General features: G+C 32.8%; 13 protein-coding genes and 1 tRNA gene. 6 read left to right on the top strand and 8 right to left on the bottom strand.

Going from position 1 to position 13,566, the window contains the following annotated elements; all coding sequences use genetic code 11:
* Positions 1-8: 8 nt before the first annotated feature.
* Both CLAVI_RS03045 and rnhC read right to left on the bottom strand, forming a co-directional pair.
* Entirely contained in the window at positions 9-962 is a 954-nt protein-coding gene (locus tag CLAVI_RS03045; protein ID WP_194844125.1) for a hypothetical protein, read from the bottom strand.
* Positions 959-1,873 carry a ribonuclease HIII gene (rnhC, locus tag CLAVI_RS03040; protein WP_194844124.1) on the bottom strand — a complete coding sequence of 305 codons (915 nt, stop codon included), beginning with the start codon at positions 1,871-1,873 and terminating at the stop codon, positions 959-961. Before rnhC ends, CLAVI_RS03045 begins: the two co-directional genes overlap by 4 nt.
* Before the next feature lie 185 nt (positions 1,874-2,058).
* Here rnhC and CLAVI_RS03035 point away from each other — a divergent pair, with 185 nt between their 5' ends.
* Entirely contained in the window at positions 2,059-2,490 is a 432-nt protein-coding gene (locus CLAVI_RS03035) for a helix-turn-helix domain-containing protein (protein ID WP_194844123.1), read from the top strand.
* A 43-nt stretch (positions 2,491-2,533) separates the two neighbouring features.
* Here CLAVI_RS03035 and CLAVI_RS03030 read toward each other — a convergent pair.
* Positions 2,534-2,620, bottom strand: a tRNA-Ser gene (locus CLAVI_RS03030).
* Between the two features lie 339 nt (positions 2,621-2,959).
* Here CLAVI_RS03030 and CLAVI_RS03025 point away from each other — a divergent pair.
* From CLAVI_RS03025 to rsmA, 3 genes are all read left to right on the top strand, one after another.
* Positions 2,960-5,047: a thioredoxin domain-containing protein gene (locus tag CLAVI_RS03025; RefSeq protein ID WP_194844122.1), complete on the top strand. Its 2,088-nt coding sequence runs from the start codon at positions 2,960-2,962 to the stop codon at positions 5,045-5,047.
* A gap of 141 nt (positions 5,048-5,188) precedes the next feature.
* On the top strand, positions 5,189-6,223 hold the full coding sequence (locus tag CLAVI_RS03020; protein ID WP_194844121.1) for a peptidylprolyl isomerase: 1,035 nt from the start codon (positions 5,189-5,191) through the stop codon (positions 6,221-6,223).
* A 69-nt stretch (positions 6,224-6,292) separates the two neighbouring features.
* The gene (gene rsmA, locus CLAVI_RS03015; protein ID WP_194844120.1) at positions 6,293-7,066 is read left to right on the top strand and encodes a 16S rRNA (adenine(1518)-N(6)/adenine(1519)-N(6))-dimethyltransferase RsmA; all 774 of its coding nucleotides are present in this window, start codon (positions 6,293-6,295) and stop codon (positions 7,064-7,066) included.
* Positions 7,067-7,080: 14 nt separating this feature from the next.
* Here the strand turns inward: rsmA and CLAVI_RS03010 are convergent, their stop codons facing one another.
* From CLAVI_RS03010 to xseA, 3 genes are read right to left on the bottom strand one after another with little or no spacing between them, the layout of a single operon-like run.
* Positions 7,081-7,335: a hypothetical protein gene (locus tag CLAVI_RS03010; RefSeq protein WP_194844119.1), complete on the bottom strand. Its 255-nt coding sequence runs from the start codon at positions 7,333-7,335 to the stop codon at positions 7,081-7,083.
* Positions 7,336-7,346: 11 nt separating this feature from the next.
* A complete protein-coding gene (gene xseB, locus CLAVI_RS03005; RefSeq protein ID WP_194844118.1) occupies positions 7,347-7,580 on the bottom strand; it encodes an exodeoxyribonuclease VII small subunit in 234 nt (77 codons plus the stop codon).
* Between the two features lie 2 nt (positions 7,581-7,582).
* Complete coding sequence (gene xseA / locus CLAVI_RS03000; RefSeq protein WP_194844117.1) at positions 7,583-9,031, bottom strand: exodeoxyribonuclease VII large subunit; 1,449 nt, start codon at positions 9,029-9,031, stop codon at positions 7,583-7,585.
* 14 nt (positions 9,032-9,045) lie between these two features.
* Here xseA and tpiA point away from each other — a divergent pair, with 14 nt between their 5' ends.
* Together tpiA and secG are read left to right on the top strand one after the other, a co-directional pair.
* Complete coding sequence (gene tpiA, locus CLAVI_RS02995; RefSeq protein ID WP_194844116.1) at positions 9,046-9,843, top strand: triose-phosphate isomerase; 798 nt, start codon at positions 9,046-9,048, stop codon at positions 9,841-9,843.
* A complete protein-coding gene (secG, locus tag CLAVI_RS02990; RefSeq protein ID WP_194844115.1) occupies positions 9,843-10,163 on the top strand; it encodes a preprotein translocase subunit SecG in 321 nt (106 codons plus the stop codon). The genes tpiA and secG overlap by 1 nt, the downstream gene beginning before the upstream one ends.
* Positions 10,164-10,196: 33 nt before the next feature.
* Here secG and CLAVI_RS02985 read toward each other — a convergent pair whose 3' ends face one another.
* Positions 10,197-11,861, bottom strand: a complete 1,665-nt coding sequence (locus CLAVI_RS02985) for a HEAT repeat domain-containing protein (RefSeq protein ID WP_194844114.1) — start codon at positions 11,859-11,861, stop codon at positions 10,197-10,199.
* Positions 11,862-11,934: 73 nt separating this feature from the next.
* Positions 11,935-13,524 carry an ABC-F family ATP-binding cassette domain-containing protein gene (locus CLAVI_RS02980; RefSeq protein ID WP_194844113.1) on the bottom strand — a complete coding sequence of 530 codons (1,590 nt, stop codon included), beginning with the start codon at positions 13,522-13,524 and terminating at the stop codon, positions 11,935-11,937.
* Positions 13,525-13,566: the final 42 nt, after the last annotated feature.

Here is a 13,566-nt window from a genome sequence, read left to right as displayed (position 1 = left end):
TTTTTTTTTTAAAAATTTAAATTTAAAGAAGCTCCATAGTATAAAGAAGGCAAAATATGAGAGCAAAGGGCTTCTTCAGCATAATCAAGTTGTCTAAAAATTTTTTGAGAAAAGGCATATCCAAAAGTTCCTTTTAGATAACAGACACCTGCTACGCTTATCTTAAGAAAAGCTTCAATTCCTTGACTTTCATAATCAATAATTTGTTGTTGTTCAGAATTTCTTTTAGAGTCAGGTCTTTTTCGGAAAGAGGTTTTTCTATAAGCTGTTCCTAGGGATGTGTGAGGAGAAAGGAGATAAATTGCGGAGATATTTACAGGATAAACAGCGTTAATAACAATCGTTTCAATAGGATTAATGACAAAGCCAAAAATAGGCCGAGTTTTTTGTCTTCTTAATCCTGTTTCATTAATAAGACCAAAATGGATTTGAAGGGCAGAAGAGCATTCATAGTTACCCCGAAAGATAAACCTGCATAAGGAATATTTATGATGAAAAGGATAGGTAGGATCTATAAATAAAGTCCCATTTGCTGACCATTTCCATAATGGATTGTCCATGGTATATGTACTGCAAGATGCAAAAAGATATTGAAAAAATTCTTGAGCTAATGGGGATGTTCTGTTGTCTTGCCATTTTAAACAGGTGCCATTCCATCCTCCTGAAAATATAAAGCCTGAACATCCATCCATGATTTTTGTATGGCAAAGACGGGCATCCCATCGAGAATAGACAAGAGGAACTGCTGAATTATCTATAGAAGATTTTTTAGCTGAAAAAGCACCAAAAGCTTCTACGCAAATGAATTCAGGATTTAATGTTTCAGAAGGTTCTTCTGTTGCATAGGATGAATATTCAGTACGGGAGGATTCATGACTATTGCTGTAGGCTACAGAAAGGCTAAAGAGCATAAAAAAGCAGAAAAAAGATATTCTATGTAATTTTGTTGCTAAGGTTATCATGATATTATTCCTTTTAGCTGGACCCTAACTTCTTCATAAGTTTTAAAGTGTACTTTGCAAACTTTGGATAATAAATCCAGGCCAAAATTTTGAGCTATTTTAATAGCTGCTTTAAAGGTAATAGTGCCAGCTCCTTTAGGAAGGATTACATTATACTGCTTTTCTAAAAAGGAGATATTTTCAATAAATCCAGCACGTGCAAGTACTGAAGCAGCAGCAACTACAGGATCGCTTTCAGCACGAACCTTTTGTTCGATAGATATAGAAATTTTTTTTTGTTTTAAGGCGTTGAGAATGATGTCATCATTTGCAAATTTATCAACAATGGCAAGATCAATGTTAGTTTTACGATGCAAATTATCAATAACTGTAGCATGTCCCCATCCCATTAAAAGGTTGAGGTTTTTAAAAGATTGGTAAAGTTGATTATATTTTTCAGGCTTTAAGCAAATGACTTCAAAATTACAAAGAGAACGTATTTTTTTAGATAAAGAGATGATCTCTGTATCTTTTAATTTTTTTGAGTCTTTTACACCCCATGAACAGAGTTGTTTAATTTGTTCTTCGGTTGCAGTAACTCCAGCTATGCATAAAGCTCCAAAAAAATCGCCTTTCCCAGATTCATCAGTACCAATACGGGTACGATTATCTTGCACCATTTCCGTGTTTTCATAACCGTAAGAGAAATTTTTTAAAATAGCAGGTTCTAAAAAATATTTAATAAAATCATCTTTTTCTTTTCCTTGGACAACGAGTTTACCAGATTTATAAAGTGTGCATGAAAGATGAGTTTTAGATGCTTGAAAGCATGTATATGCAGGCTGAGAGAAGGTAAACCCTTGTTTTTTCATCTCTTCTTCTAAAAGTTGAAAAAGAGAAGGATCTAAGGTTGCAACATAAGGTATAGACATGAGGTGATTTTTAGGAAAGAGAAGGAAAAATACAATTTTTGCGTCTGAAGGTACTTTTTTTCAAGGTTCTTTACTATATGTTTTTTTGAGAACGCTTATCTATAGAAAGAGTTTTAGAGAAGTTGCTCTTTAAAAATCCTTTTTTTGCTATTTTCATGAAATATTTAAAGCACAAGAGTCATGTAATGGATAAAAAAGTTCACAAAGAAGTTTTACAATTAGGTGGAAGCCTCAAAAAAGTTAGAGAAGAAAAAGGCTTATCTATTAAAGAAGTAGAAAGTGTCACTTCAATAAGAGCCAGCTATCTTCATGCTATCGAAGAAGGAAAGTTAGGAAAGCTTATATCACCAGTTTATGCTGAAGGATTTATTAAACAATATGCCATTTTTTTGGATATTGATGGAGATCAGCTTATTAATGATCATCCAGAAGTATTAAAATTTTTAAGAGAAACAGCATTGGAGCAAGAAGATTATTCCCTAGGGTTTACTTCATTAGAAATTAGAAGTTCTCCTGCTGGAGAAGTAAAGTGGTTCCCAAATTTTTTACGTATTTTAAGCATTCTGGTGGGAATAGGACTCTTATGGTTTATTATTTCTCATCTAGGATGGTGGTAAAAATCATTAGAGGTATATAGTTCTTATGCCTTAGGTAGCGATTTGGAAGAGGAGGGATTTGAACCCCCGATCCCTTTAATAGGATGTCTGATTTCGAATCAGGTGCATTAAGCCGCTCTGCCACTCTTCCTTATTATTTTTTAATTTGATAAATAAGAAAAAAACTGATCTTAATTTTTTCTTTATAATTAGGCAATTTAATTTTTTTATAGATTAAGATTATAGTTATTGATCTTCATTATATTATCTAGAAAAACAATACTATCAGTAGTAGTATCCTCTTCATTTCTTAAAGTTAAGATAAGATCTTTATTTTAAGGAAGTAATATTTATTTTAATTATTTTTTCTCTCTATAATTATCAATTAATTAAAATATATCCTTGTTTGTTTGAATATTATTCATATTGTTTTTATTTTATTGTAAAATTAACTATAAAATTAAATTAAATATTTTAGAGTGATTCAGGCATGGAACAAGAACCTTTTTATAATAGGTTAAAACAAGAGCAATCTCCTTACTTGTTAAGTCATGCCTCTACACCAGTAAATTGGTTTCCTTGGGGAGAAGAAGCTTTTGAATTATCAAGAGAAGAAGACAAGCCAATATTTCTTTCTATAGGAGATATTTCTTCTTATTGGTGCCGAGTGATGATAGCAGAAACCTTTAACAACAATAAGCTTGCCAATGAGATTAATGATGTTTTTATTTGTGTTAAAGTAGATAGCGCAGAGCTCCCACATGTTGCAGATTTATATAGTGAATTTGCGCAGATGATGATGAGTTCGTGGGAAGGTGTGTGGCCATTAAATCTTGTGCTTACTTCTGATTTAATGCCATTTTTTGCAGCACATTATATTTCTTCAGGAGATCATACTGGAATACCTGGAATGGTGGACCTTATTGAAAAAATAAAGCTCATTTGGGGAAGTCCTGAGAATAAAGAAAAAGTGATAGAACAAGCACATCGAGTAGTAAATGTGGTTTCATTACTAGAAAACTATGTTGATAAGTCAAAACTTGTAGCAGGCCAGGTTAGTTATGCCGCAGAACTGCTTTACAAGCTAATGGATCCAGTGTTTGGAGGACTTAAGTCTGTTCCTAAGTTATTAAATCCTGTATTGCTATTTTTTTTGTTACGTCATGCTTATTCTGGTTCAAATGTAAGAAGTTTATTTTGTGTACAAAAGACTTTGGATATGATGTTTCAAGGCAGTATTCATGACCATATTGGTGGTGGATTATATTCCTATGCTATTGATGAACAATGGTTAGTGCCTGGTTTTGAAAAAAATTTAATAGATAATATTTGGATTACTTTAGTTTGCTTAGAGATGTGGGAGTATACTAGGGCTGATCGATATGCCACGATGGTAGAGGATATTGTTGAGTTTTTAATCACGCAAATGAAAGATTCATCAGGTGGTTTTTACTCTTCAAAGTATTTTGATATTTTTGGAGAAGAGGCAGACTTTTATGGATGGTCGTATGAAGAAGTAGAAGAACTTCTGCATGAAGATAGTGCGCTTTTTTGTGAGTATTACAATATTAGTAAGCAAGAGGTAGATGAAGATAAGAAGGGTATTGTTTATATAAATTCTACATTAAATGAAGCTGCATTGGCGGACCATTATGGAAAAAGTGTTGATGAATTGCATCGCTCTTTAAAAAGTATGAGAAAAATATTATTAGAGGCAAGGAATCAGAGAAACCCTGCTCCTTCTTATGATGATCAATTATTAACATTTTGTAATGGAGCAATGATTCATCTACTTACACGTGTAGGGCGAGCTTGTTATCGGCCTGAGTATGTAAAAATCGCAATAGAAACAGCTATATTTTGTGAAGATAATTTAAGGTCAGATCAACATTTACTGCATAGATGGCGAAAGGGATCAGCTCGTTTTGATGCTTCTTTGGAAGACTATGCAACTTTAATCATGGGGTATATAACGCTTTTTGAAGCCGATTGTGGAGTAAAATGGTTAAGAAAAGCTTTGGAATTGACTGCAGAGGTAGAAGAACAATTTTTAGGAGAAAATGGAGCATTTTATGCTCATAATGAGGCTGATTCTAATATTCTTATAAGATTATATGATTTTTCTGATGAAGAAAAACCGTCAGGTAATGCTTTACATGCAGACAACTTAATTAGATTATATCATATCACTGCAAATCAAAAATTTAAGGAGAGAGCGCAACATATATTGGAAGTTTCTAAGCGCCATGCAGATTTTTATCCCATACTATCTTGTTATTATTTTAGTATCGTTCAAAAATTCTTAGATCCAAGACAATTATTGTTAGTCATTGTTCTTAATGACAGTGAAGATGATAAAGATACTATTGCGCATTTGTTTAAAGAAACATATATGCCCTACACAACAGTGATTTGGTATCGTCCAAACAAGGATATTGAGATGAAGGAATTACTTCCTTATCTTTCTTTTTTAAATATAAAAAATAATCAAACTACTATTTATGGTTTTTTTAATGACTACTGTGTTCCTGCGATGTCTGGGATAAAAAAATTAGAGGATTTTTTACAGAAAATCTAAGTATTTCATTGTTAATATTAAATCAATCGTATTGAAACAAAAAAAAAATTATTATTTTTTTATTATTTTTAAATTTCTTTTTCGTAAAAGAGGATAGGGTTTATAATCCAGCCAATGTTCATGTAGATTAGGTTTTCAGTTATGTCCTTAGGCTTCTTTAAGAAACAGAAAAGTTTATTATCTTTTATATTTCTTTTATTCATAGTTTCTGGGCCTTTACAGGCTGGAGAAGGGCATCTTATGGTACATAATAGAACCCTTTTTCACTCAGGGAAAAGGGTCATTACAGCTATTGATGTTATGCGTAAGATGGATTTAATTTTTTATCAAAATTTTCCTAATATGCTGAATTCTAAATTTGCTAGATATCGTTTTTATAATGCTATGTGGAGAACAATTACAGATTCATTAATTGATGAAGTATTAATAGTATCTGATGCAGAAGAAAAAAAGATTACAGTTAATGATAGTGAAATTAAAGAAGAATTAGAGCGTATTTTTGGCCTAAATGTTGTTAATGAAGCAGATATGCTAGGGATGACATTAGAAGATGTTACAGATTTAATAAAAAAAGATTTATTAGTACAAAAAATGTTAAACATGATTGTGCGATCAAGGGCTATGATGGAAATTAATCCACAGGCACTAAAAGATCAGTATCGCCAATTAGTGGATTCATATAGTAATAAAGAAGAATGGGTTTATGCTATAGTTAGCTTAAGAGGTTATGATAAAACTGAAGTATTTGCTGCAGCAAAGAAAATTCATGATTTTTTATCTTCTGGAAAAGAAGAATTTTCTTATGATAATTTAAAGAGTTTAGTATCATCGCTACCTGTAATTTTAACATGTTCAGAAGAATATGTTAGAAATGAGCAAGATCTTTCAGATGCTCATAAAAAGATTCTTCTTAAGATGACCAAAGGAACATATAGTGATCCTGTTTGGTTGAAGGATGCTTTTCGTATTTTTTATTTCAAAGATATTAAAAAAGAAACGCCACCCCAATTCAATGTTGTTAAAGATGAATTACAAGCTATGATTTCTCGAGAAGCAGTTTTGCGATTAGATACAGCATATCGTGAAAAATTGAGAATGGAAAATGGTTGCACAGTATCTTACATGAAAGAAATCATGCCAGATGACTGCAATTTATTCTCTTGGGTACCTGCTTAAATTTTTTTTAAACAAGGTATCAGTATGTCATCATTATCAAGAAGTACATTTACGTTCATAAGAGAATTTATGGTCTCCTCTGGACGTACTGCTCGTAGGTCATTATCTCAAAATTTTTTAATTGATTCGAATATAGTCAAAAAAATTGTAAAAGAAGCAGCAGTAAATTCTAAGGATACAATTTTAGAGATTGGACCAGGACCAGGGGCTTTAACAGAAGGTTTATTATTAACTGGAGCAAGTGTTCAAGCTGTAGAAAAAGATGAAGCTTTTCGAGACGTTTTAGAAACGCTTCCAGGATTAAATCTTGTTTTTGAAGATATTTGTGATTTTTCTAATGATAATATTACACCAGGTTCAAAGCTTGTAGCTAATCTTCCATATCATCTTTCTTCAGTAATTTTAACCCGTTTTGTTGCATGTCCTGATTTGTTTACAGATATAGTCATCATGGTTCAAGAAGAAATGGCACGAAGGATGATTGCAAAACCAGGGACAGCTGACTACAGTTCTTTAACGATTTTATTAAATTTTTACTCAAATGTTACATATAGTTTTAAAGTTTCCCGTAATTGTTTTTATCCGCGCCCTAAGGTAGATTCTGCCATTGTTCATTTGGAATTAAAAAAAGATCTTCCAAATGTTAATCAAGAAGATTTTTTTAATATGGTAAGAACAGCTTTCCAAAAACGAAGAAAACAATTGCCTAATTGTCTGGAAACATTATTCCCTAAAGAGTGGGTAATAAGTGTTTTAAATGAAATGGGTTTAAAAATTACTATACGACCAGAGGAACTTTCTTTGGAATTATGGTTAAGTTTATATGGAAAATTGTATAGTTAGTATTAAAAATTATTTTATTCAAATGAGTCTAATATAGCGAGACTATCTTGAGATAGCATGACAGCTCCAGAAGCATCTTTACGGATAATTTTAATGCTTTGATTTTTTTGTTGAAGATCTATAAGGGCATTATTAAGTTTATATGCTTTTTCAAGTGTTTCTTCACAAAAAACTTCAAAATCGAGAGGTGCACTATCTTGGGCATGAACAAATTTTCTGCATTGTTCCATCAGGACTGAAAGGTGAAAATTAGGGTCATCAAGAGGCATTTGAATTCTTTTTATGAGTGAGTTGAAGGAACAAGTTCTTCTTTAGAAGAATTTTTATTAAGTAAGGCATCCATACGTTTTTCAGCCTTATTAATAGTTTTTTCACAAAAAGAGACCAGTGCATCTGCTTCTTCGCATAATGTTAAAGAATCTTCAAGAGATGTTTGCCCTGAATTTACTTTATTTACAATTTCTTCAAGACGGTTAAGAGCTTTTTCAAAACCACCTGTTGTTGGCTTGGCCATAATTATTTAGTCCTTTTTTCTGTATTTATAGCTTGAAGGGTTCTACTGCCATCTTTTAAAACAGCCTTAACTTTTGTTCCTTCTGGAAGAGAATTTGCTGAGACAATAACTGAATTATTATTTAAATCCAATAGCATACAAAATCCTCTTTTTAAGACATTTTTTGAATCTAAAGCATTTAAAGATGCCTTTATTTTTTCTATTTGGTCATGAGCTTTTTCTATTTGTCGATATAGATTTATTTTAAGTTGTTCTTGAGCTGTTTCTAGTAGACTTTTTTGTCGTTGCAGGAGAGCGTTCATTAATTCAAACAGACGGACACGATCATTTTTTACTCTTAAAGAAATTTCTTTCCATTCTTTTTGATAACGTTTTGTCGGAAGGGCATTTTTATAAAAAGCAATGGTTTGATGCACAGTTTTTAATGTGAGAAGAGAAAAACTTTTTATAGACTCAGAAAGATAATCAAGGCGTTGTTGAACAGCCAATAAGAAGCTTTTATCTTGTAGTTGTTTTTTCGCTGTAAGAACACGTTGTTGGTAATTTTTTAAGCATGTATGATAATTATTCAAAAGAGTTTTTAATAGGTCTGAAGCCATTTGTGTCCAATGAGAACTTTCTTTTGTTAAAAGTTCTGCTGCAGCTGAAGGAGTAGGAGCCCGTAAGTCTGCAACCATATCAGCTATTGAAAAATCAGTTTCATGTCCTACAGCAGAAATAATAGGGATTTTACTTTCAAAAATGGCAGCTGCTACGATTTCTTCATTGAAAGCTGCTAAGTCTTCTACACTGCCACCTCCTCGTCCAACAATGATAACATCAGGATGAATCTGAGTATTAAAAAATTTAATAGCTTCAGCAATTTCTTCAGCAGCTTTTTCTCCTTGTACCTTTACTGGATTTAGGACAAGTTCAAATTTATGATATCTGCGAGAAAGTATTCGGATGATATCTTGGATTACAGCTCCTGTAGCACTGGTAACAACGCCTATAATATAAGGGTGTAGGGGCAAAGGTTTTTTGTGTTTTTCAGAAAACCATCCAAGATTTTTTAATTTTTCTTTGAGTTTTTCAATTTTGAGAAGTAATTCTCCAATACCAGAAAATAATAAGGAAGAAACAATAAGTTGATAGCGTCCTTGAGGAGGATAAAGGCTTAAGTTACCAGCAGCGATGACTGCATCACCTTCTTTTGGACGTGTGCGTAGGCCATTTCTTACAGCATTAAACATTACAGCTGGAATTTTAGCTTCCTGGTCTTTCAAGTCAAAATAAACATGACCACTAGCTGGAAAAGAAATGTTGCTAATTTCTCCCTTTACTTGCAAAGAAGAAAAGTTTTTTTGAAGAGAAATTTTGATTTTTTGTGTAAGGTCGCCAACAGTGATAATAGTTGACTCTGAGGCTAAGGTTGTGATATCAACCTCTTCAGAATCTTTTGTAATGCTCATAGGCGACTCAAAAATTGGAAAAATCAGATTACTTAGCTGACCATCCTTTTACCATAATAGGTAATTGGAAGATGCACAAAACTCACAAAGAAGCAATAAGTTTCCTGGAAACATTATCATTGCTCCCATTGTTTTGTCAAGCTAGGGTTTTTCTTGCTCCTCCAGTTATCTTTCTTCAAGAAATGAGTTCTATCGTTCAGCAAAAGAATATGCATGTAAAATTAGGAACTCAAAACATCTATTTTGAAGAAGAAGGAGCTTTTACTGGAGAAATTTCAGTAACTATGGCTTATGATGTTGGTGCTAATTTTACTTTAGTAGGACATTCAGAACGTCGTCAGATTTTTGGAGAAACAGAAGATCTCATAAGCAAAAAAATGCAGGCAGCAATGAAGGAAGATTTTTTTCCAGTTCTTTGTATTGGAGAAACTGCGGAAGAAAGAAATCAGGAAAAAACTGAAATTGTTTTAGAAAAACAATTGATAGCGGCTTTAAGTACATTTAAAACGCCTCCTTATGGTGTCATGATAGCTTATGAACCTGTATGGGCAATTGGCACTGGAGTGATTCCAGAAGCTAAAGAAGTAAATGATACGCATCTGTTTTGTAGAACTGTTTTATCAAAGATGTTTGGTGATAATTTTTCTTTTAAGACAGCTATCCTTTATGGTGGTTCTGTTAATGAAGAAAATGCTGAAATTTTTTCAAAATGTCTGCATATAAATGGATTGTTAGTGGGAGGAGCTTCTCTAAACCCTAACATTTTAAGTAAAATTGTAAAAATATGTGTTGAACATGGAGTCACTGGATAATGTCTTTTGGGTATTTTTTTGTATTAAGTATTTTTATCTTGGTATCTCTTTTCTTATGTCTTGTTGTTCTTGTGCAGGAAAGTAAGAGTATGGGATTAGGAGCTTCTTTTGGTGCAGATAGTGGAGATTCTCTTTTTGGTGCTTCTACTCCTGATGTATTAAAAAAAATTACAGTATGGCTGAGTATAGCTTTTTGTTTTGGTTGTATTCTTTTGTCAGCATGGACTGGGCATGTAGATGAAAGGAAAGAGATTAAATTGCGTAAGTCTTCTCAAGCGAAAACATCAAATGAAAATGTAACAGCAACAAATTCAAAATAGTTTTTTTTAGCTGTCTTTATTTATTCTTATAATTCAATTAGATTGCTGTAAAAATAGTCCTGATAATATTCCATGATTATATGGATGACATTTGCTCATTACATTTACCCAGAAAGAGTAAGCGTCATCATTTCTTTCTTTAAGAAGGATTTGCATTCCTTCTAAGTATAAAGAAATTTTACTATTTTCAATCATCTCTTCTTGAAAAGAGAACGCATTCATTTTTTCTTGAAAGGAGATAATGGGTGAAAGGCTTTCTTTAAAGAGAAGAGTTTTTAGCATAGGTGAGTACTTAGCAAGATTATACTGATTCGCATAAATAATTCCTGCAGTTCTAATTAACCCACTAGAAGATAATATTGCTTTTTCTGCAAGAGATTCATCGAAAGAAATATGTTCTTGATGAAGCATTTGTAAAGCAAGAGGGACAACTTCAATTGCATTTTTTTCAATTAACTCTTTTGTTAAAGAAACAAAAAGCGATGGAGAAGCTTTTAAGATTTTTTGTAAAATTTCAATTTTAAGTAAATGAGCTTGTTCTGTAGATGGATTTTTTTGTTTTTTTCCTTCCATGTTGATAGAGAAAAATTTAAATCTTTTTCCAGGTGAAAAGGTAGTTTGCAAAGAGCATTTGTCCGAAGATAGTAGAAGCAATGGAAATAGTTCATGTAGATGGCTTTTATCTTTATGATGTAACAAAGAAAGCAGTGCATTCTGGCGTACATTTGCGCTAATAGAATCTTTACTCATAATTTCATGTAAACAGGGAAGAGCATATTCAGGATCGATCAAAGATAATGCATCAATAGCAAATAAGTTATTTTGAAGAGCTTCTTTTGTAATTACTTGAGCAGGAATTTCTGTTTCTCCAAGCTGTGTTAATGCAACTGCAGCCGCTAATCGAAGAGAAGTTTCATGATGAGAAAGGTAGGTTGTAATTAGATCGATCATAGAATGGTCTTGGACATTTCCTATAATATGTAAAGAAGCTTCTTTAATAGCGTAGTCAGGATTTTCTAAAAGATTTTTTACTTCAGGAAGAAAAAGGCTCTTTCTTTGATGAGCAATGTGGGAAAGTGTGTTTAATTTATTTTCTTTTTCATGACTATGGATCATTTGACGGATAGCTGATTCAGCAGCAGAAGAATCATGTTTTAAGAGTAATGGGGTAAAAAGAGAAAATAATCTTGGTGGTAACTTATCACGAATTTGAAGAATTCGTGGGATTAAAAAGGGGTTATTATAATTAGTTAAGATTTGAGCAGCTTCAAAAACAATATCAAGCTGGTTAGCTGATAAGCTTTTTTCAAGAAAAGATTGAATGTATTCGCTTTCATAATAGGCAAGGTGTTTGAGAGCAAGTTTTTGTGTAAGAAGGTCTGGACTTTTAATAGATTTTTCTAAAATTGGAAGCAATGAGTCTGTTGCAGAGATTCCAGCTCCAAGAACAGCCAATCGACGTTTATCAATATTTGAATGCAGGCTGTCTTGAGAGATGATTAATTGAGCCATGCGACGAAGTAGTTCATGATTATGCTCTACTTCGAAGATCGTTTTGTAATGTTGGAAGGCATTATGAACCTGAAAAGAATAAATTTGGTGAAAGACTCTTCCTGAATAGTCATCTTCTTGAGCGCTTACTTTTACTAAGCAGCACAAACAGAAGCACAAAAAGAAAAATCTACGCCAATGCATCATTTATATAGGCCTTATATATGCATCACCAGATACAAACACTATAAAAATAGTTCAAAAAAATAAATTAATGAAGCTATTTTCCTTGTTTTTCAAAATATTGATTCAAAGAACCTTCAAACTTCCTTGGTTGTAGAGGTTGATCAAACACAATAATTTTATCAGCGCATTCTTCCATAAAACTACGGTCATGGCTAACAAAGATTACAGTACCTTTGTAATCTTGAATACCCCAGGATAAAGCTGATACAGCTTCGAGGTCAAGGTGGTTATTTGGTTCATCAAAAATAAGTGTATTATGTTCCTGAAGAAGAATCCCAGCCATGATTAAACGAGCAGTTTCGCCACCAGAAAGATCTTTGACTTTTTTAAAAGCGTCATCACCACTGAAAAGCATTTTTCCTAAAACACTGCGAACATCTTGATCATAAATTCCACCTTTACATGAACGAAGCCATTCAAATAAGGTGTCATTTAAAGAATTAGCAATAAGATCAGAGTGATTTTGAGGAAAATAAGAAATAAGCGTTTGATGACCTTGTTTCATTACACCAGAATCAGGAGTAAGAGTGCCTGTTAATAATTTGACTAATGTAGTTTTTCCAATACCATTGTTTCCAATAATACCAATCTTCTCGCCTTGTTCAATTTCTAAGCAAACATCTTTTAAAACAGTATTATCTGCATAACTTTTTGTTACATTTTGTAATGAAAATACTAGTTTTCCTGAGTTTTTTTCAGAGGGAATAAAGCGAATATATGGTCGCTGAATATTAGATTTTTTTAAATCTTGAGGCTGTAATCTACCAATTTCTCGAATACGGGACTGTACTTGGCTAGCACGTGTTCCTGCTCCAAATTTAGAAACAAAATCTTGTAACTGAGCGATTTTTTTCTCTTTTGATTTGGTGTCAGCTTCTTGTCTTTCCCTAGCAGCCATTTTTGTAACTACCATTTGATCATAATTACCTGGATAGATCATCAATGTGTCATAGTCAATGTCAGCAATATGAGTAGTGACTTGATTTAAAAAGTGTCGATCATGGCTTACTACAATCAGTGTTCCATTGTAACTTTTTAAAAATTTCTCTAACCAACCAATAGAAACTAAATCTAAGTGGTTGGTAGGTTCGTCTAACAACAATGCTTCAGGTTTTCCAAATAAAGACTGACAAAGCAGTGCCCTAAATTGTAAATCCAAAGGCAAGGTCTTCATAGTTCTACCATGAAGGTCAGCCGACATGCCAATACCATTAAGAAGATCTTCAGCTTCTGTTTCTGCTACATAACCATCTTCTTCTGCTATAATTTCTTCTAACTCAGCAAGAAGCATGCCTTTGGCATCATCAATTTCTTCTAAGTAGAGAGCTTCTTGTTGTTGACGAGCTTCCCAAAGACGTTTATTTCCCATGATGACACATTCAAGAGCAGTGAAAGATTCAAACTGTTCAATATTTTGCTTTAATATGCCAACGCGCCGTGGAAGTGCAACAGAGCCTGTGGTAGCTTCTACACTTCCTGTAATAATCTTTAATAGGGTCGATTTTCCTGCCCCATTAGGACCAGTTAAACCATAGTGATTTCCTGCATTGAAAATGACTGAAACATCTTCAAATAAGGTTCGCCCAGCGATTACTTTACCAATTTTATTTAATGCTATACTCATGGTAAAAAGATTATCTGATCAATTGATAGATGACAATATAGT

Source organism: Candidatus Clavichlamydia salmonicola, assembly GCF_015356765.1.
GTDB lineage: Bacteria > Chlamydiota > Chlamydiia > Chlamydiales > Chlamydiaceae > Clavichlamydia > Clavichlamydia salmonicola.
Note: the sequence above shows the minus strand (reverse complement) of the source record. Positions and strands in the feature narration are given on the sequence as shown.